The sequence below is a fragment of the Geodermatophilus sp. SYSU D00691 genome (assembly GCF_054050275.1).
This window is the reverse complement of sequence record NZ_JBJGYZ010000001.1, coordinates 241,427-265,177: the sequence shown is the minus strand read 5'-3', so window position 1 is coordinate 265,177 and position 23,751 is coordinate 241,427. Positions and strand designations below refer to the sequence as shown.

General features: G+C 75.0%; 18 protein-coding genes and 2 tRNA genes. 11 read left to right on the top strand and 9 right to left on the bottom strand.

The features are described 5' to 3' along the window. The first annotated feature begins 18 nt into the window (after positions 1 to 18). The gene (locus ACI797_RS01310) at positions 19 to 1,131 is read left to right on the top strand and encodes a hypothetical protein (RefSeq protein ID WP_456856453.1); all 1,113 of its coding nucleotides are present in this window, start codon (positions 19 to 21) and stop codon (positions 1,129 to 1,131) included. Between the two features lie 79 nt (positions 1,132 to 1,210). Here ACI797_RS01310 and ACI797_RS01305 read toward each other — a convergent pair whose 3' ends face one another. Further along, positions 1,211 to 2,191: a D-alanine--D-alanine ligase family protein gene (locus tag ACI797_RS01305; protein WP_456856450.1), complete on the bottom strand. Its 981-nt coding sequence runs from the start codon at positions 2,189 to 2,191 to the stop codon at positions 1,211 to 1,213. 23 nt (positions 2,192 to 2,214) lie between these two features. After that, positions 2,215 to 2,745, bottom strand: coding sequence for a CGNR zinc finger domain-containing protein (locus ACI797_RS01300; protein ID WP_456856445.1), 531 nt, complete (start codon positions 2,743 to 2,745; stop codon positions 2,215 to 2,217). 107 nt (positions 2,746 to 2,852) lie between these two features. Between ACI797_RS01300 and ACI797_RS01295 the strand changes: the two genes are divergently transcribed. Then, positions 2,853 to 4,058, top strand: coding sequence for an MFS transporter (locus tag ACI797_RS01295; protein WP_456856440.1), 1,206 nt, complete (start codon positions 2,853 to 2,855; stop codon positions 4,056 to 4,058). A gap of 159 nt (positions 4,059 to 4,217) precedes the next feature. Further along, positions 4,218 to 4,306 (top strand) — tRNA-Ser (locus ACI797_RS01290). Positions 4,307 to 4,336: 30 nt separating this feature from the next. On the opposite strand, the gene ACI797_RS01285 is transcribed toward ACI797_RS01290, so the two are convergent. Then, positions 4,337 to 5,647: a flavin monoamine oxidase family protein gene (locus tag ACI797_RS01285; RefSeq protein WP_456856436.1), complete on the bottom strand. Its 1,311-nt coding sequence runs from the start codon at positions 5,645 to 5,647 to the stop codon at positions 4,337 to 4,339. Positions 5,648 to 5,817: 170 nt separating this feature from the next. Between ACI797_RS01285 and ACI797_RS01280 the strand changes: the two genes are divergently transcribed. The 4 genes from ACI797_RS01280 (at position 5,818) to ACI797_RS01265 (ending at position 8,663) form a co-directional block, all read left to right on the top strand. After that, entirely contained in the window at positions 5,818 to 6,723 is a 906-nt protein-coding gene (locus ACI797_RS01280) for an ABC transporter ATP-binding protein (RefSeq protein ID WP_456856431.1), read from the top strand. Then, positions 6,720 to 7,538, top strand: a complete 819-nt coding sequence (locus ACI797_RS01275; protein ID WP_456856428.1) for an ABC transporter permease subunit — start codon at positions 6,720 to 6,722, stop codon at positions 7,536 to 7,538. The genes ACI797_RS01280 and ACI797_RS01275 overlap by 4 nt, the downstream gene beginning before the upstream one ends. 25 nt (positions 7,539 to 7,563) lie before the next feature. Beyond that, positions 7,564 to 8,514, top strand: a complete 951-nt coding sequence (locus ACI797_RS01270; RefSeq protein WP_456856425.1) for a zinc metalloprotease HtpX — start codon at positions 7,564 to 7,566, stop codon at positions 8,512 to 8,514. A 76-nt stretch (positions 8,515 to 8,590) separates the two neighbouring features. Next, positions 8,591 to 8,663: transfer RNA gene (locus ACI797_RS01265), tRNA-Arg, on the top strand. A 114-nt stretch (positions 8,664 to 8,777) separates the two neighbouring features. Here ACI797_RS01265 and ACI797_RS01260 read toward each other — a convergent pair. After that, positions 8,778 to 9,353, bottom strand: coding sequence for a hypothetical protein (locus ACI797_RS01260; RefSeq protein ID WP_456856423.1), 576 nt, complete (start codon positions 9,351 to 9,353; stop codon positions 8,778 to 8,780). 214 nt (positions 9,354 to 9,567) lie between these two features. On the opposite strand from ACI797_RS01260, the gene ACI797_RS01255 reads away from it, so the two are divergent. Further along, positions 9,568 to 9,744: a hypothetical protein gene (locus tag ACI797_RS01255; RefSeq protein WP_456856420.1), complete on the top strand. Its 177-nt coding sequence runs from the start codon at positions 9,568 to 9,570 to the stop codon at positions 9,742 to 9,744. Here the strand turns inward: ACI797_RS01255 and ACI797_RS01250 are convergent. The 4 genes from ACI797_RS01250 to ACI797_RS01235 all read right to left on the bottom strand — a co-directional run bounded on the left by ACI797_RS01250 (position 9,720) and on the right by ACI797_RS01235 (position 15,705). After that, a complete protein-coding gene (locus ACI797_RS01250; RefSeq protein ID WP_456856418.1) occupies positions 9,720 to 10,502 on the bottom strand; it encodes an alpha/beta fold hydrolase in 783 nt (260 codons plus the stop codon). The two genes, ACI797_RS01255 and ACI797_RS01250, sit on opposite strands and share 25 nt — an antisense overlap. A 64-nt stretch (positions 10,503 to 10,566) precedes the next feature. Next, positions 10,567 to 11,781 (bottom strand): DegT/DnrJ/EryC1/StrS family aminotransferase, encoded by a 1,215-nt coding sequence (locus ACI797_RS01245; RefSeq protein WP_456856415.1) that lies wholly within the window; start codon positions 11,779 to 11,781, stop codon positions 10,567 to 10,569. A 161-nt stretch (positions 11,782 to 11,942) separates the two neighbouring features. Further along, positions 11,943 to 13,820, bottom strand: coding sequence for a hypothetical protein (locus tag ACI797_RS01240; RefSeq protein WP_456856413.1), 1,878 nt, complete (start codon positions 13,818 to 13,820; stop codon positions 11,943 to 11,945). 343 nt (positions 13,821 to 14,163) lie between these two features. Then, positions 14,164 to 15,705: an AMP-binding protein gene (locus ACI797_RS01235; RefSeq protein WP_456856411.1), complete on the bottom strand. Its 1,542-nt coding sequence runs from the start codon at positions 15,703 to 15,705 to the stop codon at positions 14,164 to 14,166. A 64-nt stretch (positions 15,706 to 15,769) separates the two neighbouring features. On the opposite strand from ACI797_RS01235, the gene ACI797_RS01230 reads away from it, so the two are divergent. The 3 genes from ACI797_RS01230 to ACI797_RS01220 all read left to right on the top strand — a co-directional run bounded on the left by ACI797_RS01230 (position 15,770) and on the right by ACI797_RS01220 (position 21,655). Next, a complete protein-coding gene (locus tag ACI797_RS01230) occupies positions 15,770 to 18,568 on the top strand; it encodes an ATP-binding protein (protein ID WP_456856409.1) in 2,799 nt (932 codons plus the stop codon). A gap of 78 nt (positions 18,569 to 18,646) precedes the next feature. Next, entirely contained in the window at positions 18,647 to 19,210 is a 564-nt protein-coding gene (locus ACI797_RS01225) for a DUF4188 domain-containing protein (RefSeq protein WP_456856408.1), read from the top strand. A 222-nt stretch (positions 19,211 to 19,432) separates the two neighbouring features. Further along, the gene (locus ACI797_RS01220) at positions 19,433 to 21,655 is read left to right on the top strand and encodes an MMPL family transporter (protein WP_456856405.1); all 2,223 of its coding nucleotides are present in this window, start codon (positions 19,433 to 19,435) and stop codon (positions 21,653 to 21,655) included. 64 nt (positions 21,656 to 21,719) lie between these two features. Here ACI797_RS01220 and ACI797_RS01215 read toward each other — a convergent pair whose 3' ends face one another. After that, complete coding sequence (locus ACI797_RS01215; protein WP_456856401.1) at positions 21,720 to 23,696, bottom strand: hypothetical protein; 1,977 nt, start codon at positions 23,694 to 23,696, stop codon at positions 21,720 to 21,722. Between the last annotated feature and the right edge of the window lie 55 nt (positions 23,697 to 23,751).

The following is a 23,751-nucleotide window of genomic DNA, read 5'->3' as shown; positions in this document are numbered from 1 at the left end:
CCGATGGCAGGAGGAACCATGCAGCGGGTAGCTGTCGCGTTCGGCGGCCCCTCGTCGGAGCACGACATCAGCATCCTGACCGGCCTGCAGGCAGCGCGGCTGCTCGAGAAGGCCGGCAAGGAGGTGCTCCCGCTCTACTGGGACCGCTCCGGCGCCTGGCACCTCGTGCCGGTCGAGAGCGAGGCGCGCGACTTCGTCGACGGCGCGCCGAGAGCGGCCACCCGGGTGGAGCCCGTGCTCGGCCCGGACGGCGGGTGGCGGACGACGAAAGGCCTGCGCCCCAAGCACCACCGGCCGGAGGCGGTGCTGAGCTGCTTCCACGGTGGCACGGCGGAGGCCGGCGGCGGGCGGGCGATCTTCGACGCGATGTACGTGCCCTCGACCGGCGGCAGCCTGTACGCGGGCGCGCTGTCGGTGGACAAGCTGTCGTTCGGCTCGACGGTGGCCTCGGCCGGGCTGCCCTCGCTGCCGCGGGTGGCGCTGGGCAAGGGCTTCCGGGAGCCGGAGTTCGACGGGCCCTACATCGTCAAGCCGCGCTTCGGCGGCTCGAGCATCGGCATCGAGATCGTCGAGGACCTCGCGACGGCGACCGGGCTGGTCAAGCAGAGCGTGCACCTGCAGGCGGGCGCCGTCGTCGAGCCGTACCGGCCCGACCTCTTCGACCTCAACATCGCCGTGGTCACGCACCCGCGGTTCCGGACGTCGCTGATCGAGAAGCCGCTGCGCGAGGGCGACGACTCCTTCTACAGCTACCGCGACAAGTACCTGCACGAGTCGGGCATCAACCGGGCCCCGCGCGAGATGCCGGCGCCCATCTCCGAGGAGCTGGCCGACCGCATCCGCACGCTCGCCGAGCAGGTCAGCGACCTGGTGGGGCTGGGCAGCCTGGCGCGGCTGGACTTCCTCAGCAACGGCGAGGACGAGCTCTACGTCAACGAGGTCAACAACATCCCGGGCGCGATGTCGCTGTACCTGTGGCCCGACGACTCGCCGTCCCAGCTGCTGCTCGACACGCTGGACCAGGCGGTGGCCTCGTTCCGCTCGGGCCAGGAGGTCGCGGCGTTTGCCCGCGGTGAGGCGCTGCGCGCCGCCGGCGGGATCGCCGCCAAGCTCGCCGGCCTCGGCCGCTAGGCGGCTGCACTCCCCGACCGAGTGCGCTGAGGGGTGGTTCCGGACGCCGGAACCACCCCTCAGCGCACGTCGTCGCGGGTCAGGCGGGCTTGGTGCGCTCGATCGCGCGGCGGAGCAGGGTGCCGAACACCTTGCCCAGCGGCCAGCCGGCGGCCTCGACGCTGAACGGGAAGAGCGAGGTCTCGGTCATGCCGGGGATCGCCGCGACCTCGAGCAGCACGAAGGTGCCGTCGTCCTTGACCAGGAAGTCGGTGCGCGAGAGGTCGCGCAGGCCGAGCACCCGGTGCGCGGCGACGGCGGCGTCCTGCAGCGCCTTCCTCGTGCGGTCGGCCAGCGGCGCGGGCGCGAGCACCTGGATGCGGGCGGCGTCGTAGCGCGCCTCGAAGTCGAACTGGTCGGTCTTGTCGTACTCGAGCCCGACCGGCTCGGCGGCCTGTGGCTCGCCGTCGAGCTCGACGACGGCGACGCTGACGTCGAGGCCCTCGGTGAAGCTCTCGATGACGGCGGTGTCGCCGTAGGCGAAGGTCTGCATCAGCGCGGCGGGCAGCTCGTCGACCGTGCCCACGCCGCGGACGCCGAGCACGCTGCCGCCCCGGTTGGGCTTGGTGACCAGCGGCCAGGCGAGGTCCTCGACCAGGTGCCGCACGACCTCGTTGCCGCCGAGCTCCTTGAACGACGACGAGGTGAGCGCCGCCCACGGCGGCGCGGGCAGCCCGGCGCGCTCGGTGAGGGTGCGCGCGATCGACTTGTCCCAGGCCAGCCGGCAGGAGTCGCCGATCGAGCCGGTGAACGGCACCTTGGCGAACTGCAGGACGGTCTGCAGCGTGCCGTCCTCGCCGATGTCGCCGTGGATGGTCGGCAGGACGGCGGCGTAGGTGTGGTTGCGCAGCGCCCGCAGGAGCTCGGTGTCGGCGTCGACGACGTGCGCGTCGATGCCCAGGGCGGTCAGCTCCCGCTCGAGCCGCTCGCCGGAGAGCAGCGAGACCGCCCGCTCGTGGGAGAGGCCGCCGGCCACGATGGCCACGGGGCCGAGGTCGGAGAAGCTGTCGTCCAGCGTCATGGCGCAGACGCTACTAGGGCGGCTCAGGCCTTCCGGCGCGCGCGGTAGGCGGCCACCGTCGACCGGCTGGCGCAGGTGTTGGAGCAGTAGCGGCGGCTGGCGTTGCGCGAGGTGTCGACGTAGACGTTGTCGCAGGCCTCGGCCGAGCACACGCCCAGCCGCTGCCAGCCGTGCTGGACGACGACCTGCGACAGCCCCATCGCCACCGTCGTCGTCAGCTGCTCGAGGGCCGGCGCGTCGGGACGGGCGTAGTGCAGGTGCAGCTCGCCGTCGTGGTCGGTGGCGTAGGGGCGGGGGCGGGCCACCGACAGCAGCTCGTTGAGGCGGTCCATCACCTCGGCCTGCGAGCCGGCGACGGCGACGGCCCGGATGAGCTGGGCGGTCTCCCGCGTCCGCGCCGCCTCCCTGGGGCCCAGCGCGAGCGACGTCCCCGGCGAGAACCACTCGTCGTGGGACGTGAGGAACGTCTCCACGCCGTCCTCGGGCTCGAGGTCGGCGTTGGCCAGGTCGATGGCCAGTTCGACCGCGCTCGACCCGTAGGTGTCGTAGTCCATTTGACTCCCTACCCCCGGCTCCCTAGTGTGGGAATCCTGTAGGGGGTCAACGCAGTTTGACCCACTACGTGTTCCTCTTCCCTCGCTAGACCGAAACGAGCTCCACCGTGCGTGCGTACCTGACCGTGTGGCGGCTGCCCTCCGCCCCGGTGCTCCTCATCGCCGGCTTCGCCGGCCGTCTGCCCTCGTCGATGGTGCCGTTGGCGCTGCTGCTCATGGTGCAGCAGCAGACCGGTTCCTATGCGATCGCCGGGCTGGCCTCGGCCACCCACGGCATCGCGATGGCGCTCATGGCGCCGGTCCTCGGCCGGCTGGCCGACCGGCGGGGTCCGCGCCCGGTGCTGCTCGCGCAGTCCGCCGTCTACCCGCTGCTGCTCACCCTGCTGGTGGCGGTGGTGCTCGGCGGTGCGCCGTCCCCGGCGATCGTCGCCGCGTCGTTCGCAGCCGGGACGGCGACGCCCCTGGTGTCCGGCACCGTCCGCGCGCTGTGGTCGCGGGTGGACCCGTCGGTGCGGGGGACGGCGTACGCGCTCGACGCCACCTTCACCGAGCTGGTGTTCGTCATCGGCCCGACGACGGTGGCCGCGCTGACCCTGCTGGCCAGCCCCGCGATCGCGGTCGGCGTCGCCGGCGTGCTCGCGACCTCCGGTGCCGTGGCCATCGCGACGTCGGCGGCGCTGCGCGGCTGGGCGCCCGGCCGCGAGGTGCGGACCAGCCTGTTCTCCACCGTGCTCGCCCCGGGCATGCCGCGGATCCTGCTCAGCGGCTCGGCGCTCATGCTCGGCTTCGGCGCCCTCGAGGTGGCCATCCCCGCGTTCGCCGACCAGGCCGGCTCGCCCGGCATGTCCGGCGTCCTGCTGGCGGTGTGGTCGCTCGGCTCGGTCGCCGGCGGCCTGTGGTTCGGCGCCCGGGTGGTGAGCGTCTCGCTGCCCCGCCAGTACCGCTGGGGCCTGCTGGGCGTGACGATCGGCCTCGCGCCGCTGGCCACGATCTCCAGCCCGCTCGTGCTCGGTGCCCTGCTGTTCCTCGGCGGGACGGCGATCGCGCCGACGCTGACCGTGCAGAGCAACCTGGTCGGCGCCATCGCGCCGGCGCACGCCACCACCGAGGCCTTCACCTGGCTGTCGACGATCGCCTTCGGGGCCTCGGCCATCGGCGCCGCGGTCGGCGGGGCGCTGATCGAGACGTCGCTCGGGGTGTCCGGCTCGCTCGCGCTGGCCGCCGTCGGCGCCGCGCTGGCGGTCGCGGTCACCCTGGTGCCCGGGCGCCGTCCGGCCGTGCCGTCGTCCTCCCGCGAGGCCGTCGCCGCCTGACCGCGGCGCGGCCCGCACCGCCCGCTCTCCTCTCGCCCGACCCGCTCCGCAGCACGGGCGGTGCGGGGGAAGAGCGGGCGGTGTCGTCGGCAGCAGGCGGCTGGGGGAGCCCGGGCGGCCGCTGGTAACCTCGCCGTTGGTGGACCCGCTCGGTCCCCAGGAGGCTTCGCCTAGTCCGGTCTATGGCGCCGCACTGCTAATGCGGTTTGGGTTAACCCCCATCCCGGGTTCAAATCCCGGAGCCTCCGCATCGAGACCCCGCCCCGCGTGGCGGGGTCTCAGCCTCTCCGCCCCCCGAGCATCCCGGCGACGGTGCGCGCGGCCCGCAGCCCGGACTCGACGGCGCCGTCCATCGTGCCGTTCCAGCCGCTCGCGCAGTCCCCGCCGGCCAGGACGACCCGTCCCTCGGGCTCCTGCAGGGCGCGCAGGCCGGACAACTGCCCGGGCCGGAACGTCGACCACGTACCCCGCGAGAAGTCGTCCGACCACCAGTCGTGGGCAGCCACCGCCTCGATCCGGGCGCCGGCCGGCAGCAGGTCGAGGACCGCTGCGGCGACCGCGTCGTCGTCGCCCGGGTCCAACCGCCTGGCATCGGGTCCGAGGCCGAACACCAGCTGGTGGCCGTCGTCGAGCACCTCCCAGCTGGTCAGCGCGGTGATCGGCCGGCTGTCGGGTGCCAGCGCCGCCACGGGTCCACTCACCCCGGCGACCACGCCCCAGACCTTGACGCCCCGGCTGGCCTGGCCTTCCTTGGCCATCATCTGCTTCGTGTCACCGAGGGCTGGGGTGAACGTCATCGCCCCGAGCACGTTCAGCGGCACGGCCACCACGGCGGCGGAGGCGGTGAACTCGTCGCCGGCCCGGGTGACCACGGTGACGGTGGAGTCCCGCTGCTCGACCGCGGTCACCGGCGTCGCCGTCAGCACCGTGGGGTCGCCGTCGGACACCAACGCGGTGACCAGGTCCGCCGTCCGCAGCCCGCACGCACCGTTCGCCTCGAGCCACAGCATGACGTCCCCGCCGGTGAGGGCGACCTCCCTGAGCACGGTGAGGAAACCGGCCTCGGCGCACGGGGCCGACGCCGCCGTGCTGAACATCGCGTTGGCGAGGTCCCTGTCCTCGGCGGACAGCCCGGCGGCGTCGATGCGGTCCTGCAGGGACAGGCCGTCCAGGGCGGAGACGGCTTCCGGGACCGCGAGCGGCTCGTACGGCAGGGGGACGACGTCCCGCGCCTCGGCGAGCAGGCGGCCGGAGAGTTCCTCCAGCCGGAAGGCCAGGTCGGCCATGGCGCCCTCGTGGAGCTGCCCGCCGCTCCACAGCGTCCAGCGCTCGGGTACCGGAAGCGGCCGGTAGGGGATCCCGTACCGCGTCAGCTCGGCGAACACGTGCGGCTGGAACCAGTGCACCTGCGCGCCGCCGAGCTCCACGTCCCGTCCGGCCAGCCGGGAGGTGTAGGCGCGGCCGCCGAGCCGGTCCCGCGCCTCGAGCACCAGCACGCGCCGGCCGGCGTGCCGCAGCTCTCGGGCCGCGGTGAGCCCGGCGAGGCCGCCGCCCACCACGATGACGTCCTGCTCCACCGACGAGGTCATGGCGGCCTCCCGCGCTTCGGGCTGCAGAGGGAGGGACCCTACGGCGGCGCGGGTGGTGGACGGCAGGGCCGTCGGACCCGGCGGACCGGCCGCTTTCCAGGGGCGTCCCCCATGCGGATCAGGGCGTTCCCCGATGGGCGTGGCGGCCGGACGACGACAGGCTCGTCGCCATGATCGTCGCCCAAGGGCTCACCAAGGCATACGGCGAGAAGGTCGCCGTCGACTCCCTCGACGCCACCGTGCGGCCGGGCCGCGTCACCGGCTTCCTCGGCCCCAACGGCGCCGGGAAGTCGACGACGATGCGGATGGTCCTGGGGCTGGACCGGCCCACGGCGGGCAGCGTGACCGTCAACGGCCGCCGCTACCAGGACTACCCGGCGCCGCTGCGCGAGGTCGGCGCGCTGCTGGAGGCGCGGGCGCTGCACCCGGGCCGCTCGGCGCGCGACCACCTGCGCTGGCTGGCCGCGAGCAACGGCATCCCCCGTGCCCGGGTGGACGAGGTGCTCGGCCTGGTCGGCCTCGAGGCGGTCGCCGAGAAGCGGGTCGGCGGCTTCTCGCTCGGCATGGGCCAGCGGCTCGGCATCGCCGTGGCGCTGCTCGGCGACCCGCCGGTCGTCGTCCTCGACGAGCCGGTCAACGGGCTGGACCCGGAGGGCATCCGCTGGGTGCGCACGCTCGCCCGGCGGCTGGCCGGCGAGGGGCGCACCGTGCTCGTCAGCAGCCACCTGATGTCGGAGATGGCGCTGACCGCCGATCACCTGCTGGTGATCGGGCGGGGCCGGATCCTCGCCGACTCCTCGATGGCCGACTTCATCACCGAGCACGCCGCGTCGTTCGTGCGCGTGCGCAGCCCCCAACGCGCCGAGGTCGCCGACCTGCTGCGCCGGTCGGGCGCCGAGGTCACCACGGTGGACGACGAGCTGCGGGTGCAGGGCGTCGACGCGGCGACGATCGGCGAGACCGTCGGCCGGCACGGGCTGTACCTGCACGAGCTGTCGCTGGTGCAGTCCTCGCTCGAGGAGGCGTTCATGGCGCTGACCGCGAGCAGCGTCGAGTACGCGGCGGTGGCCCGGTGACCGCCACCCTCGACGTCGTCCGGCTCGACCCGACGTCCGACACCCGTGCCCCCGGTTTCGGCGCCACCCTCAGGTCGGAGTGGATCAAGTTCTGGTCGGTGCGCTCGACGCCCTGGTCGACGGCGATGCTGTTCGTCGTCGGCGCAGGGCTGACCACGCTGCTCTGCGCGGCGGTGGCCGGTGAGCTGGCCGACGGCAGCGCCGGCGAGTCGGCGGGCTCGTTCGTGACCTGGGGGATGATGATCGCCCAGATCATGGCCGTCGTCCTCGGCGCGATGGTCGTGACCAGCGAGTACGCCACCGGCATGGTCCGGGCGACGCTGACGGCCACGCCCCGGCGCGGCGCCGTCCTGGCCGCCAAGGCGCTGGTGCTCAGCGGCACGCTGTTCGTGGTCGGCACGGTCACCGCCGTCGTCGGCTACCTGGCGGGCAACTGGTTCCTCGACCGGCAGGGCGTCGGGCTCGCGCTCTCGGACGACGGCGTGCTGCGGTCGCTGCTGGGCAGCGGGCTCTACGTGGCCGGGCTCGGCCTGCTCGCCGCCGGCGTCGGGCTGCTCGTGCGGCACACCGCCGCGGCGCTGTCGATCGTGCTCGGCACCGTCTTCGTGCTCGGCAACATGGCGATGCTGCTGCCCGGCGCGTGGGGCGAGTGGGTGACCAAACTGATGCCGGGCAACGCCGGCGGCGTCGTCACCCAGCCGGTGCCGTTCAACCCGAACCTGCTCGACCCGTGGGTGGGTCTGGCGGTGTTCGCGGCCGAGACCGCCGTCGTGCTGGTGATCGGCTACGCCGTCTTCCGGCGCCGGGACGCCTGAGGGTCTCCCGTGGTCGGATGACCGCGTGCTCGATCCCGGCGCGCGGCGACGGCAGAAGGTGCGCAACGCCGTCCAGAGCGTGGTGCTGCTCGGCGGACTGGTGCTGGTCGCCGCCCTGCTGGCGTGGATGCTGTTCGGCCTCTCGGGGCTGGTCGCGATCCTCGTCGCGGGCGGCGTCCTGGCGTTGCTGCGGCCGCGGATGCCCACCCGCGCCGTCCTGGCCATGTACGGCGCGCAGCAGCTGCCGTACGACGCGGCGCCGGGGCTGCACCGCATCGTCGCGGTGCTGGCCCAGCGGGCCGGGCTGCCGGCGGCGCCGACGCTCTACTACGTCGCGAGCTCGGTGCCCAACGCGTTCGCGGTCGGCCGGGGGGACGACGCCTCGCTGGCGGTCACCGACGGGCTGCTGCGGCGGCTGACCAGCCGGGAGGTGGCCGGGGTGCTCGCGCACGAGATCGGCCACGTGCGGGCCGGCGACACCACGGTGATGAGCCTGTCGGACGCCGTCGGCCGGCTGGTGCAGGGGCTGTCGTACCTCGGGCTGTTCTCGGTCCTGGTCACGCTGCCGCTGACGCTCGGCGGGGACCTGCGGCCGCTGGTCGTCTCGGGCGTGCTGATCCTGCTGCCGACGGCGGTGAACCTGGCGCAGCTGGCGCTGTCGCGGTCGCGCGAGTTCGACGCCGACCTGGAGGGCGCCGCGCTGACCGGGGACCCGGAGGGGCTGGCCTCGGCGCTGGAGGAGCTGGAGCGGGCGACCGGCCAGATCTGGGAGCGCACGATGGTGCCCCGCGGGCGGATGCCCGACCCGCTGGTGCTGCGGACCCATCCGGCGACGGGGGAGCGGGCCCGGCGGCTGCGCGAGCTCGTGCCGCGGGACCCGAGCCGGCACCTGGGCGACCACCGGCACGCGCCACCCGCCGGCCGACCGCCGGTCGGCGACGCCCCGCGGCTGCGCGCTCCGGGGATCCGCTGGTGAGCGCGCAGGTCGAGGGCCCCCGGCGGCGAGCCGCCGGCGCCCGGTACACTGGTCCCTGCGCCGCTCGCGCGGTGCTGCGCCCGTAGCTCAACGGATAGAGCATCTGACTACGGATCAGAAGGTTAGGGGTTCGAGTCCCTTCGGGCGCGCGTCTGGTTGAGACAGCGCCGCGGCCCCGGTTCTTCGACGGAAGAACCGGGGCCGCGCCGTCTCCCCGAGGCGGTCAGTTCGCGGGCCGGTCGTGCCGGGTCGCTGATCGGCTGTCAGGCGCCGAAGAAGTAGTCCTCGACGAACGCGCAGAAGTCGAGGAAGAAGCCCTCATGCCGGCCGTGCTCCTCGAGCAACTCGAAGGAGCCTTCGACGAACTCCCAGGACAGCGGGTCGTCGTCACCCAGGCTGTCCACCTGGAACGTCGTCCTCAGGACGCCGCGATCGCGGATCAGCACCGCACCGCTCTCGTCGCGCACGACGAACGGCTGGCCGGATTCCATCGCGGTGACCTGGTAGATGTCCGGCTCCCCCGGAACGGCCGTGACGGACGTGAACTTGAACAGGCCGTTGTGCTCGATGGTCAGCACGCGGTCCGACGTCTCGCCGCCCGGCCCGCTAGCAGTGATCGTCTCCACGCCCGAGTAGTTGTCGAAGATGAGAGCGGGCGCTGTGTCGCCCGGACCGGGCTTGGCCTTGAACAGGCCGGAGAACGTGAACTCGCCGTGCAGGACGAGGTCGGGGGCGCAGCTGTCGTCGGTGAACGAGCCGGTATCCGTGTAGTGCACGATCTCCAGCGGCGGCTTCGCGTTCGCAGGAGCGGCCAGCGCGACGACGGCCAGGAGCGGCACGAGTGGGATCAGGAGTCTTTTCATCGCCGGCCCTTTCTCCGGGTGGCCGCTCGGTCATCGTCCTGGATCTCGTCCTCGGACCCCGGACAGGCTCTCGCCGACCGGCCGGAGGGCACAGAGCCCAAGGGCTCCGCGCGTCCGGCGCGTGGACCGTCTTGTGGTTCCGAGCGCCGCGGGCGACCATCTTGAGGCGGCGCCGTCCTGAGGAGTGCGCATGGAGCCGAACAGCGACCAGACCGTCGGCGACTACGGCTACGACGAGGTGCACGCCGACGTGCGCCGGCCGGCCGCGCCGCAACCTCCGCCGAGCCGTGAGCCGCAGAGGCCGACCCCGCAGCGGACGCCGGAGCTCGACCAGGACTACGGCTACGACGAGGCCCACTCCTTCTGAGCCCGCCGGATCGGCGCCATCGTCGGCACCGGCTCGTTGGTCAGGAAGTCGGTCAGCAGCGCGTTGACCAGGTGCGGCTTCTCGCTGACCAGGAAGTGCGACGTCCCCGGGACGACGGCGAACTCGGCGTTCGGCAGCGCCTCGAACATCTCCACCGCGTGCGACAGCGTCATCAGGTCGTCGTCGGAGAACATCACCAGCGACCGTGCCCGGATCTTCGCCAGCTCCGCGATGTCCACGTGCGGCTCGTTCACCATGAGCTCGCCGATCTTGGCGACGACCAATGGGAAGTGCTCCTCGCCGTCCGGTGAGACCTCGCCGTACGACGAGCCGAGGAATGCCACCACCTCGTCGACGTCGAACTCCGCGTCGGGGTCGGCCTCACCCGACTTGTCGAAGCCGCCGCTGATCATGACCAGCCGGTCGACCAGGTCCGGCCGCTGGATCGCCACGAGCATCGCGATGAACGCCCCGTCGCTGTAGCCGACCAGGTCGGCCGCGCCACCGACGACGGTGTCGAGGAAGGCGATCGTGTCGTCGGTCATCACCTGGTAGGTGATCGGCCCCTCGACGTCGGCCGTGTGCCCGTGCCCGCGCCGCTCGGGCAGGTAGACGTGGAACCGCTCCACCAGCGGCGGCAGGATCGGCTCGAACAGCCGGGTGTCGACCAGCCCCCCGTGCAGCAGCACCAGCGGGCGACCCTCCCCGCGCTCGTCGTACCAGGTGTTCACCGGTCCCAGCTGCACGTACGTCGCCATCGTCGGCCTCCTCGGTCCTCGTTCCCTCTCCGTGCTGACCCCTCGGCGCCGGAGATCTCAGCGGTCACCGGCGCCGCCGCCTCCTCTCCCGGGTCAGCACCTCGCTCACCCGGTCGACCTGCGCGTACGACATGGTCGGCGACAGCGGGAGGGACAGCACCCGCTCGGCCGCGCGCTCGGCGACCGGCAGCACGTCGTCGGCGAACTCGGCGAAGGCCGGCTGCCGGTGGCAGGGGACGGGGTAGTGCAGCGCCCACCCGATGCCGTCACGGCTCAGCGCCCGGGTGGCGGCCTCGCGCTCCTTCACCTGGACGACGGCGTGGTGGTGCACCGACTGCGCCTGCGGGTGCTGACCGACCAGCGGGCAGTCGAGCGGCAGCCGCTCGCGGTACCGCTGCACCAGGATCTGGCGAGCCCGGTTGTCGTCGTCGAGGTGGGCGAGCTTCACTCCGAGCACCGCGGCCTGCAGCGTGTCGAGCCGGCTCCGGCGGCCGCGCAGACCGTGCTCGTGGCGGTCGTCGGGGCTGCGACCGTGGTCGGCCAGCTGCCGCACCCGGGCGACGAGCCAGGAGTCGTCGGACACGAGGGCGCCGCCGTCGCCCAGGGCACCGAGATTGCTGCCCGGCGCGAAGCTGAAGGCCGCCGCGAGTCCGACGCTCCCGGCACGGCGGCTCCCGAACGTCGCGCCGGGCGCCTGGGTGGCGTCCTCGAGGAGCAGCAGGCCGTGCCGCTGCGCGACGGCCTCCAGCCGGTCGACGTCGGCCATCTGGCCGTACATGTGGACGGCGATGACGGCCGCCGTGCGTCGGTTGACGGCGCCGGCGACGGCATCGGGGTCGATCTGCAGCGTCGTCGGCAGCACGTCGACGAACCGGGGGAAGGCGCCGACCGCGCACACCGCCTCGGCCGTGCCCACGAAGGCGTTGCCGGGGACCACGACCTCATCGCCCGGACCGATGCCGAGCGCGGCGAGGCTCAGCTCCAGGGCGTCGGTGCCGGAACCGAGCCCGACGCAGGCGGACGTGCCGCAGTAGTCGGCGAACTGGCTCTCGAAGGTCTCCACCTCCGGGCCGTCGGTGAACCGGCCGTGCGCCAGGACGGTCCGCCAGGCACGGTCCAGTTCCCCGCGAAGCAGCCGGGTGCCCGCCCGGACGTCGTGCAGGGGGATGAACGGAGGGTTCCCGAGGCGGTCCGGGACCACGTCGCCGACCGGGCCGGACGACGAGGCGGCCGCGATCCGGGGGACCGGGACAGGGTGCGCGGATTCAGCGGTTGACATCAGGAGTGGTCCTCACGGTTCCCGCGACGAGGCGGGCAGGCGGACAGGGGTGACGGCGACCTCTTCGGTCTCCGGGAGCGACGGCGTCCGACCGTTCGGGCGGCGCCCGGCGTGCGCGGGTCCGCGGAGCCGTGCGGGCAGGCCGCACGGCCTCGGCGGGGTCAGCCGGGGCTGCTCCCCGGAGCGGTCGTCCGCTCGACCGGGTCGGCGAGAACGTCGGGTGCCACCCACGACGTCGGGAGCGCCGCGGTCGGGCCGACGACGGGCAGGTAGGCGTCGACGCTGTGGCGGTGCTTACCGCGCGCGGACGCGGAGGCGCCGACCGTCGAGGCCGCCCCGGCGTGAGTGGTGGGGCAGGGCGCCGGCGCCGGTAGCGGCGTGGACGGGTGAGGTGGCGCGTGCGAGGGCGGTGGAGCCGTGGAGGCCACGGTGCCGGCGGCCTGCGTGATCGTCGCGACGGCCGGATCCCCGACCCGGGTGGCCGCCTCGACGACGTACCGCGGCGTCGCCTCCCGCACTGCGTCGTCGCCCTGCGGCGAAGCCCCGCAGGTCAGGAGCAGGGCGACCGCTGTGAACGTCGTCGGTGCCGGCAGGTCGGAGAGGGGCATGGCCTCCAGGAGCTCGGCCGGCTCGGGCGCCGTGTCGGTCGAGGAGGGCGTGGTGGCCTGCGCGGTGGTCGCGACCACCACCTCGACCGCGGCCGCCGGCTGATCGGCGGCCGGGGTGTCGGCCGGCGGGTCGGTGGTGGGCGCGGTCGCGGCCGGCGGGGCGACGTCGGCGACCTGGGTGTCGGCCGGCGGGTCGGTGGTGGGCGCGGTCGCGGCCGGCGGGGCGACGTCGGCGACCTGGGTGTCGGCCGGCTGCGCGGCCGGAGCGGTGGCGGTCGGCTGCGCGGCCGGGGCGGTGTCGGCCGGCGGGGCGGTCGGCTGCTCGACGGGCTGCGCAGCGGCGGGCGGGGCGCTCGAGTGGTCCGCGGCGGGGGTGGTCGCCGGCCGGACACCGGGGGCCTCGGCGGCGGGCGGCTCGGTAGCGGGAGGCGCGGTGACGGGAGGCTCGGTGGCCGGGGGCGCGGTGGTGGGAGGCGCGGTGGCCGGAGGCGCGGTGGCCGGAGGCTCGGTGACCGGAGGCGCGGTGGCCGGAGGCTCGGTGACCGGAGGTGCGGTGGGCGGCTCGGTGGCCGGAGGCACGTCGACGGGCGCACTCGGCGGAACAGGGGGCTGAGGGGGTGCGTCGGCGGGCTCGCCCGGCGGCGCGGCTGCTTCGCCGGCAGGCTCGGTGGGCTCGCCGGCAGGCTCGGTGGGCTCGCCGGCAGGCTCGGTGGGCTCGCCGGCAGGCTCGGTGGGCTCGCCGGCAGGCTCGGCAGGCTCGGTGGGCTCGCCGGCAGGCTCGGTGGGCTCGCCTGGAGACTCGGTGGGCTCGCCGGCAGGCTCGGCAGGCTCGGTGGGCTCGCCGGCAGGCTCGGTGGGCTCGCCGGCAGGCTCGGTGGGCTCGCCGGCAGGGTCGGCAGGCTCGATGGGCTCGCCGGGAGACTCGGTGGGCTCGGCGGGAGGCTCGGCAGGCTCGGTGGGCTCGCTGGCAGGCTCGGTGGGCTCGCTGGCAGGCTCGGTGGGCTCGCCGGCAGGCTCGGTGGGCTCGGCGGCGGGATCGGCCGGTTCGACAGGTGGATCGGCCACCGGGGCGGGAGGCTCGGCGGGTTCGCCAGGAGCCTCGATGGGTCCGCCGGGAGGACCGGCGGGCTCGGCCGGATCGCTGGGAGGACCGGTGGGCGGGCCGGGCGGGTCGGCCGGCGGACCGCCCACGTGGTCGGCGGCTGGGGTGCTCTCGGGCGGCCCCGCGCCCACCGGCGGTGCCGCGGACGCGGGACCGGCGAGGGCCACGAGGACCGCGAAGCCGCTGACGACCAGGACGACCAGTACGAGCAGCCGGCGGCCGATCCGGCGACCCGAGGGCTGCTCCTCGAGGCGCAGCCGCGTCGCCCGGCGGGCGTCGTCCAGCCGGACGACGTCGCCGGGCGACGACGGCAGCGCTCTCGTGCCCACCCCAGACCCCTGATTCTCGGGGAAGGGTGACCCCGCGGAGCGGCGGGACCACCCCCGCAGCGACGGGTGCCGCGGTCAGCCGGACCATGCGCCGCGCACGTCCGAGGTGGCAACCCTCCCTCCCGCCGGATGAGCCCGGCACGGCCTGCGGTCACCTTCCGTGATCGGAAGAGTGACCACAGCAGTCGAAGCGCTCGACATGCGGAACGCGCCGGTCCACCGGCGCGCACGGCGACCGCACTACGTGCAGAGCCGTGCGACAGCCGGTGTGCCGGCCGTCCGGTCGTGCGCCGGCGCCGCCGCCGGCCCCTACGGAGAGTGTCGGAAGCCCCGGCGGTGGCGTTCAGGCGGGGACGGCGCTGCGGTCACGCAGGGCGCGGCGCAGGATCTTGCCCGCCGGCGAGCGCGGCACCGCCTCGACCACCTCGACCCCGGCCAGACGCTTGTAGTGCGCCGTCCGCGCGGCGGCCCACTCGACCAGCTCGGCCGGGTCGAGCGTCCCTCGGGGGACGACGAAGGCCACCGGCCGCTCCCCGGTGCGCGCGTCCGGCCGGCCGATCACCGCCGCGTCCAGGACGCCGGGGTGGGTCACTAGCAGCGCCTCGAGCTCGGCCGGCGCCACCTGGAACCCGCTCACCTTGATCAGCTCCTTGACGCGGTCGACGACGAACACCTCGCCGTCCGCAGTGACCGTGCCGAGGTCGCCGGAGCGGAACCACCCGTCGTCGTCGATCGCGGCGGCCGTGGCCGCGGGGTCACCCAGGTAGCCGGCCATCACCTGCGGGCCGCGGAACCACAGCTCGCCGGTGGCGCCCGCGGGCACGTCGGCGCCGGTGGCGGGGTCGACCAGGCGGGCCTCGGTGCCGGGCACCAGCGTGCCGACGGCACCGGGGGTGTGGCCGCTGCCGTCGCGGCGGCAGATCGACAGGATCGGGCTGGTCTCGGTGAGCCCGTACACCTGCAGCACCGGTCGCCCGAGCCGTCGCGCGGCCTCCTGCTCGAGCTCGGCGGACAGGGGCGCCGACCCGCACATCACCGCGTCCAGCGAGGAGAGGTCGTAGCGGTCGACGACGGGGGAGCGGGCGAGCGCCAGGACCACGGGCGGCGCCGAGGGCAGCAGGGTCGCGCGGTACCGCTCGACCAGCTGCAGCGCCGCCTCGAGGTCGAACCGCGGCAGGGTCACCACCGTCGCGCCGGCATCGAGGGTCAGGCAGATCGAGGCGCAGAAGCCGGCGACGTGGAAGAACGGCAGCACGCCGATCATCACGTCGTCGTCCCGCATCGCGATCACCGCGCGGCTCTGGCAGACGTCGGCGACGACGTTGCGGTGGGTCAGCCGCACGCCCTTCGGCAGCCCCGTCGTCCCCGACGAGTAGGGCAGCAGCGCGACGTCGCGCGCCGGGTCGATCCGCACGTCGGGGCACGGCTCACCGGCGGCGATCAGCGAGGCGAAGGAGTCCTCGCCGATCACCAGGACGTCGGTCGCGCCCGCGGCCCGCGCCTTGTCCGCGAACGGCCCGACGGTGACCAGGGTCCGCGCGCCGGAGTCGCGCAGCTGGTGCGCGAGCTCCTCCGCCGTCCACAGCGGGTTGATCGGCGTGACGGCGCCGCCCGCGAGCTGCGCGCCGAGCATCACCACGGGCCACTCGGGCAGGTTGGGCGCGAGGACCGCCAGGACGTCGCCGGGCCGGAAGCCGCGGGCGGCCAGCCCGCCGGCCACGCGGCAGGCCAGCGTCTCGAGCCGGGCGTAGGAGAGGGAGCGGCCGGTCGGGCCGTCGACGAACGCGGGGCGGTCGCCGCGGCGGGCCGCGCCCGCGAGCAGGAAGGCGGGCAGGTCGACGTCGGGGACGGCGACGGGCGGAACGGGGCTGGGGATCGCTGTCATGGGCCGATCCCACGCGCGCGGGGGCCTGTCGCGCTTCGGGGAGCGTCCCTAACGTTGGCGCGCGATGACCCGCACGACGGCGCGGGCCGACCCGCTGCTGGAGCGGGAGGCGGAGGTCGAGGCGATCGTCGCGGCGCTGGACGCCGCGGCGACCGCGCGCGGGTGCGCGCTCCTGGTCGAGGGACCGGCCGGGATCGGCAAGACCCGCCTCCTCGACGCCACCCGCGCGGCCGCCGTCGAGCGCGGCTTCCGGGTGCTGAGCGCCCGCGCCGGCCCCCTGGAGCGCGAGTTCGGGTTCGGGGTGGTCCGCGGCCTGCTCGAGCCGGTCCTGCGGACGGCGTCGGACTCGGAGCGGGCGGCCCTGCTCGACGGCGCCGCCCGGCTGGCCGCGCCGGTCCTCGACCCCGCCGCCACGCCGGCACCCGGGTTCGCCACCCTGCACGGCGTCTACTGGCTGCTCGCCGGGCTGGCCGAGCGAGCGCCGCTGCTCGTGGCCGTCGACGACGCGCACGAGGCCGACGGACCGTCGCTGCGGGCGCTGGCCCACCTCGCGCACCGCGTCGAGGGCCTGCCTGTGCTGGTCGCCGTCGCCACCCGGCCGCCGGAGCCGGGCAGCGACGCGGGGGAACTGCTCGACGTCCTCCGCGCCGAGCCCACCACCGTCGTCGTCCACCCCGGCCCGCTGTCGGCCGCAGCGTCGGTGGTCGTGCTGCGGGACCTGTTCGGCACCGACGCCGACGACGCGTTCGTCGCCGCGTGCGGGGAGGTGGCGGCCGGCAACCCGATGCTGCTCGGTGCCCTGGCCCGGTCGCTGGCCGCCGCGGGCCTCGCGCCGACGGCGGAGGCGGTCCCAGCTGTCCACGACCGCGCGCCCGAGATCGTCGCCGCCTTCGTCCTGCCCCGCCTGCGGCACCTGCCGCGGGAGGCGGTCGCGGCCGCCCGTGCGCTCGCCGTCCTCGGCGCCGACGCGCAGCTGCGGCACGTGGCCGCGGTGGCCGGCCTGCCCCCGGACGCCGCGGCGCGCGCCGTCGACCGGCTGGTCGCCGCCGAGCTGGTCGTCCCCGGGCCGGCGTTCGTGCACCCGCTGGTCGCGCAGGCCGTGGTCGACCACCTGCCCGCGGGGGAGCGGCACCTCGCCCACCGCACCGCCGCGCGCGAGCTGGCCGCCGACGGCGCGCCGGCCGAGGCGGTCGCGGCGCACCTGCTCGAGGTGGCGCCGCTGCGCGACCCGTGGGTCGTGGAGCGGCTGCGCCGCGCGGCGCGCGAGGCGCTGGGCAAGGGCGCGCCCGGGCCGGCGGTGGCCTACCTGCGGCGAGCGCTGGCCGAGCCGCCGCCGCCCGGGCTGCGCGCCGAGGTGCTCTTCGAGCTCGGCGACGCCGAGACGCACCTGGGCCCGGCCGCGGGGCTGGACCGGCTGGCCGAGGCGCTGGCGGTGACCACCGGCCCGACCGCCCGCGCCCGCGTCGCCCTGCGCCTGGCCCGCGGGCTGGAGACGGCGTGGGAGCTGCCCCGCGCGCTGGCCGTGCTGCGGGACGCCGTCGTCGAGGCCGACGCCGCCGAGGTGGAGCCGGCGGTGCGGCAGCTGCTCGAGGCCGAGTACGTCGGGCTGGCCCGGTCGCGGCCCGCCGTCCGCGCCGATGCGCTCGCCCGGCTCGCGCGGCTGCTGCCCACCGCAGGGCCCGACACGGTGGCCGGCTGCGTGCTGCTCGCCACCTCGGCCGTCGAGGTGCTGCAGGAACCCGGCCGGACGGCGGAGGCCGTCGCGCAGGCCCGCGCCGCGCTGACCGGCGTCCTGCGGCTGGACAGCGCCTCCTTCGTCACCGGCGTCCTGTACCTGGCCGCGCCGGTGCTGGCCGCCGCGGGCGAGCTGACCGAGGCGGTGGCCGCGGCCGACGACGCCGTGGGCGATGCACGAGGACGCGGCGCCCCGGTCGAGCTCGGCGCCGCCCTGGGCTCGCGCGCGGAGATGGGACGGCGGACCGGCGCGCTGCTCGACGCCGAGGCCGACCTGCGCCTGGCCCTGGACCTCGCGGCGGCGGCGGGCGCGCCGTACCCGCGGCGGCTGCTGCTCGGCACGCTGCTGCCGGTGCTGGTCGAGCGCGGCGAGGTCGCTGCCGCGCAGCAGGAGCTGGACGAGCTGGGGCTGGCGCTGGACCACGCCGCGCTGCTGGCCGCGGTCGGCCGCCTCCGGCTCGTGCAGGGGCGACCGGGGGTGGCGGCCGACGTCCTCCGGGACGCCGGGGAGCGGCTGGCCCGCCGCGGGTGGGTCCACCCCGGGCTGGTGCCGTGGCGCACGGACGCCGCGCTCGCGCTGCACCGCCTCGGCCGCGCAGAGGAGGCGGGTGCGGAGGCGAGGGCGGCCCTGGCCGACGCCGAGCGCTTCGCCGCGCCCGTCGCCACCGGGATCGCGCTGCGCACGGTCGGGCAGGTGGGCGACGACCTCGACGCGCTCGCCGCGGCGGTCGCCGTCCTGGGCGGCACCCCCGCCCGGCTGGAGCACGCGCGCGCCCAGGTGGAGCTCGGCGCCGGGCTGCGGCGGGCCAACCACCGGGCCGACGCGCGCACACCCCTGCGGGAGGGCCTGGACACCGCCTCGCGCTGCGGGGCGGGAGCCCTCGTCCGGCAGGCCGTCGAGGAGCTCGCCGCCGCGGGGGCCCGGCCCCGGACGCCCCGCCTGACCGGGGCGGAGGCGCTGTCGGCGAGCGAGCGACGGGTGGCCCGGCTGGCCGCCGAGGGGCTGACCAACCGCGACATCGCGCAGGCCCTGTTCGTCACCACCAAGACCGTCGAGGTCCACCTCTCCGCCGCCTACCGCAAGCTCGGCATCGCCTCGCGCGCGCAGCTGCCGGGGGTCCTCGGCTGAGTTGCTGGGGTCGGACCCCGACGCGGCGTACCGGTGCCCTGCGGTGCGCTCGACCTCCCGCCCCTCGAGGAGGTCCCCGTGCAGACCCAGGTCCCCAAGCCCTACGTCGGCGCCGCCGAGCACGCCCCGCGCGGTGTCAGCGGTGGCCAGTTCGCCGCCACCCCCGACGGCGAGGTCGTGCTCTTCCTGATCGGCATGCGGTTCAACCGCCTGCGCCGGGTGCGCAGCTGGTGGCCGGTGTTCGCGGGCATGCCCCGGATGATCCGGGAGCTGCTCGCCCGCCCGGACTCGGGGCTGCTCGCCCGGCCGCGCACGTACTGGTCGGGTCGCGACCTCCTCGTCGTCCAGTACTGGCGGTCGGTGGAGGACCTCGGCCGCTACGCCCGCGACGCCGGCATGGCGCACGCCCCGGCCTGGGGGGCCTTCAACCGGAGCGGTGCCGCGTCCGCCGACGTCGGCATCTGGCACGAGACCTACAGCGTCCGCGCCGACCAGGTCGAGAGCCTGTACGGCAACGTGCCGCTGCGCGGGCTGGCCGAGGCGACCTCGTGGGCGCCCCGGGTGCGCCGCACCCGGTCGCGTACGGGCGAGCGCATGGGCCAGCACGACCCCGAGTACGTGGCCGACAGCCGCGCCGGCTGATCCTCGACCCGGCCGGGAGCCCCCCGAGCCCCTGGTGACCGAGGACCAGGGGCGGATGGGGGCGTTCCCCGATACCTGTGCAGATCCCGTCCCGAGAGGCTTCCGCGGTGGTGTTCGGGCTGGCCCGACACCCGAACGGCCAGGTGGCGGGATGGGCGCGCGTCCCGCCCGACGGCAGGTTCGACCCGGCGACTTCTCCGAGATCAGGAAGGCACGAAGACAGTGGACGCATCACGCAATCTCGCGGCGCGCGCCGGGCGGTGGAGCGCCCGGCACCGGAGGACGGCGGTCCTCGGCTGGCTGGCGTTCGTCGTCCTGGCGATCACCCTCGGCAGCCTGATCCCCCGCGAGGAGCTCACCGCGGCCGAGGCGAACGTCGGCCCCACCGCCGAGGCCCAGCGCATCCTCGACGCGCACGGCTGGGAGGAGCCGGCGTCGGAGATGGTGCTCGTCCAGCGCGCCGACGGCGTCTCCGAGGCGGCCGCCACCGCGGCCCTCACCGACGTCGTCGCCACGCTGGAGGCCACCCCGGACGTCGAGAACGTGGCCAGCCCCCTCTCCGGCGCCCCGCTCACCTCGGCCGACGGCCGGTCGGTGCTGGTGACCTTCGACATCCGCGGCTCGCCCGACGACGCCGCCGACAGGGTCGGCCCGATCACCGAGGCGGTGGCCGAGGCCGCCGACCGGCACCCCGACGTCCGCGTCGAGCAGTTCGGCGGCGCCAGCGCCGACGTCGCCCTCGACGAGGCGCTGGCCGGCGACTTCGAGCGGGCCGAGTACCTGGCCATCCCGATCACCCTCGCCGTCCTGCTGCTGACCTTCGGCGCGATCGTCGCCGCGCTGCTGCCGCTGGTGTTCGCGCTGACCGCGTTCGTCGGCGCGCTCGGGCTGCTCACCTACGTCAGCCAGATCTGGCACGTCGACGGGACGGCGCAGACGGTCATGCTGCTCATCGGCCTGGCCGTGGGCGTGGACTACTCGCTCTTCTACCTCAAGCGGGAGCGCGAGGAGCGGGCCCGCGGCAACGGCGCCGTCGACGCCCTCGACATCGCCGCCGCCACCTCCGGCCGGTCGATCCTCATCTCGGGGCTCACCGTCATCGTCGCCATGGCCGGCGTCTTCCTCACCGGCTCGGCGGTCTTCACCGGCATCGGCGTCGCCACGATCCTCGTCGTCGCCACCTCGGTGCTCGGCTCGCTCACCGTGCTGCCGGCGCTGATGAGCTGGCTGGGCGACCGGATTGAGAAGGGGCGCATCCCCGGCCTGCACCGCCGCGAGGCGCGGCCGTCGCGGTTCTGGGGCGTGGTGCTCGGTGCCGTGCTGCGCCGCCCGGTGGTGGCAGCCGTGGTCGCCGGCGGTGCGCTGGTCGCCCTCGCCGTCCCGACCGTGCAGCTGGAGCTGCGCAACGACGGCATCCAGGACCTGCCGCAGGACCTGCCGGTCATCCAGACCTACGAGCGCATCGCCGAGGCGTTCCCCGGCGGCTCGTCACCGGCGCAGGTGGTGATCGAGGCCGACGACATCGCGGCGCCCGAGGTGCAGGCGGCGATCGCCGACCTGCGCGCGCAGGCGCTGGGCACCGGGCAGATGAACGAGCCGGTCGACGTCCGGACCAGCGAGGACGGCGAGGTCGCCGTCGTCTCGGTGCCGCTGGTGGGCGACGGGCAGGAGCAGGCGTCGGTCGACGCGCTGCACGCCCTCGAGGGCATCGTCGCCGACACGGTCGGCTCGGTGGACGGCGTCACCGCGGTGGTGACCGGCGAGACCGCGGGCTCGGTGGCCTTCCGCGACCTGATCGCCGAGCGGACGCCGTGGGTGTTCGGGTTCGTGCTGGTGCTCGCGTTCCTGCTGCTGCTGGTCTCCTTCCGCTCGGTGGTGGTCGCGTTCACCGCGATCGTGCTCAACACGCTCTCGGTCGCGGCGGCCTACGGCACCCTGGTGCTGGTCTTCCAGGAGGGCTGGGGCGGCTCGCTGATCGGGCTGCAGGAGACCGGCGCCATCGTCACCTGGATCCCGCTGTTCCTCTTCGTGATCCTCTTCGGGCTGTCGATGGACTACCACGTCTTCATCCTCAGCCGGATCCGCGAGGGCTACGACCGCGGGCTGTCGACCCGGGCCGCCATCGCGAACGGCATCACCTCGTCGGCCGGGGTGGTCACCAGCGCCGCGATCATCATGGTGTTCGTCTTCGGCACCTTCGTGACGCTGTCGACGACCAACATGAAGCAGATCGGGCTGGGGCTGGCGGTCGCGGTGCTGCTCGACGCCACCGTCGTCCGGGCGCTGCTGCTGCCGGCCGTGATGCAGCTGCTCGGCGAGCGCAACTGGTACCTGCCGCGCTGGCTGCGGTGGCTGCCGACGATGCAGCACGAGCCGGTGCCGCCGCCGTCGGTGGAGCGGCCGCGGCCGGTGGTCGACGAGCCGCTGGTCCTCTCCCGCGACTGACCGACGCTCGGCGCCGGGAGCCTGGTCGGCTCCCGGCGCCGAGGGCGGTCCGGGGTGCCGCCGGTCAGCGGGTGAGGGACGCGTCGTCGGCCTGGAAGCACACCCCGACCGGAGCGCCGGTCGAGTACACCTCGAAGTCCAGGCTCGACCCCGGCGCGACCGGCGTGTAGGCGGTGGTCAGCAGCTGCCACGACGACGTGACCGCCACCGACGCGGTGCCCGACCCCTGCAGCACGCCACCCGCGTACTCGCGGACCCGCAGCCGGACCGTGAGCCCGGGGGTGTCCGACCGGACCCACACCCCGGCGGTGTAGGCGCCGGCCTGGGTGAAGCTCACCCAGCTCGGCTTGTCGGTGAGCCCGCAGACGCCACCGGCCACGGAGTTCGTCACCGCGGCGGCCCAGTCACCCGAGTGCCCGCCGGCGACCCGGCTGAGGGTGTTCGCCGCCACGTCTCCCGCCCAGCCGGCGGTGTCCGTCTCGAAGCCCGGGTTGCCGACGAGGTTGCCCGCCGACGCGGCGACGGTCCACGTCCGCTGCGCCGGGCTGAAGTCGGCGTTGTACGACGGGTCGACGGCGACGACCCGGAAGGTGTGGTCGGCGGTCGTCAGGCCCGTGTAGCTCACCGGCGAGGTGCACGGGGTGTACGCGGCGCCGTCGAGGCTGCACTGGAAACCCGTGGCCTCGCTCGCCGAGAAGGTGAAGGTGGCCGACGTGTCGGTCACCGACCCCGACGGCCCCGAGTCGATGACGGTGTCGGGCCGGGTCACGTCGGGCGTGGGGCCGGGGTTCAGCGGGGCGAAGCCGATCCCGTAGTGGTCCTCGCGCCCGAAGGCGGTGCCGTCGCTGCCGACCCAGAGCCCCTGCGGGGTGGCGAACAGCGCCATCGTGCCGTGGAAGCGGGACTTCGTCGGGTTCCACGGGAGGGCCTTGCCGGTCACCGGGTCGATGGCGCCGATGCCCGGACGCTCGACCGCCCCGGGACCGGCCGAGTCACGGCCGAACGGGTTGTCCAGCCAGCGCTGGTGACCACCGACGTACACCGCCGTGCCGGTCACCGCGACGCTGTAGAGCGTGTCGCCGCCGGTCCAGTTGATCCAGGTGGGCTGGACCGAGCTGCTGACGTTCGCCGTCTCGAACCGGGCCGCGGCGTCGCAGATCCCGTTGGTGCCGGTGGGTCCACCCGTGGAGACCACGACGAAGTAGCTGCCGTCGGGGGAGAAGTCCACGCCCTCCGCGCTGACGTCGCGGGCGCCGGACGCCGCGCAGTCGACGTCGAAGCGGGGCGCGTGCCAGGTGCTCAACGTCGCGGCCGTCGCGCCGAGGTTGAGCATGAACGCCTGCCGGCGGCCCTGGCCGTTGACCGTCGCGAAGTTGCCGGTCGCCACCAGCCGGGTGCCGTTCGGCGAGACGGCGATGTGCTTGACCCGGGTCTCGTCCCCCGTCCAGACCACGCCGGCGACGTTGACGTTGATCCGGCCGGTGTCCGCCCCGGTGACCGGGTCCATGGCCATGATCTTCTTGGTGAAGTTCCCCGCCGCGATCACGACGCCGTTGGCGATCACGAGGTCGGACACCGTGCGCATGCCCGTGGGCGCGAAGGTGGGGTCGATCCGGTTGTTGACCAGGTCGTACTTCATGATCCCGCGGCGGGTGACCCCGTTGACGGTGGCGAAGGCGCCACCGACGTAGAGCGCCGTGTCGGTGGCCGCGAGCGACGTGACCATGCCGTCGAACTGCAGCTGGAGCGGGGAGACCACCCCGGTCCGGCTGTCGAAGGCGACGAAGTTCTGCCGGCTGTACGTCGTCGTCCGCGCCCAGTCCTGCACCTGCTGGAAGCGACCGCCGGCGAAGACCGTGTCACCGACCTGCGCGAAGTCGTAGATGCTGTACGAGGTGTTGTCGAGCACCAGGTGCGGGGTGACGTCGGACGGGTTGTCCGACACCACCGCGGGCTGCGACAGCGCCGCCTGCGCCGGCACGCCGGCCAGGGCGACCAGCGCGACCACGCCGAGGAGGGCCACCGCGGCCTTCCTGCACATCTCGGGGAACCCACCTCTGGCACTGCGCATGGCGTCCTCGCTCACGCTCGGCGGA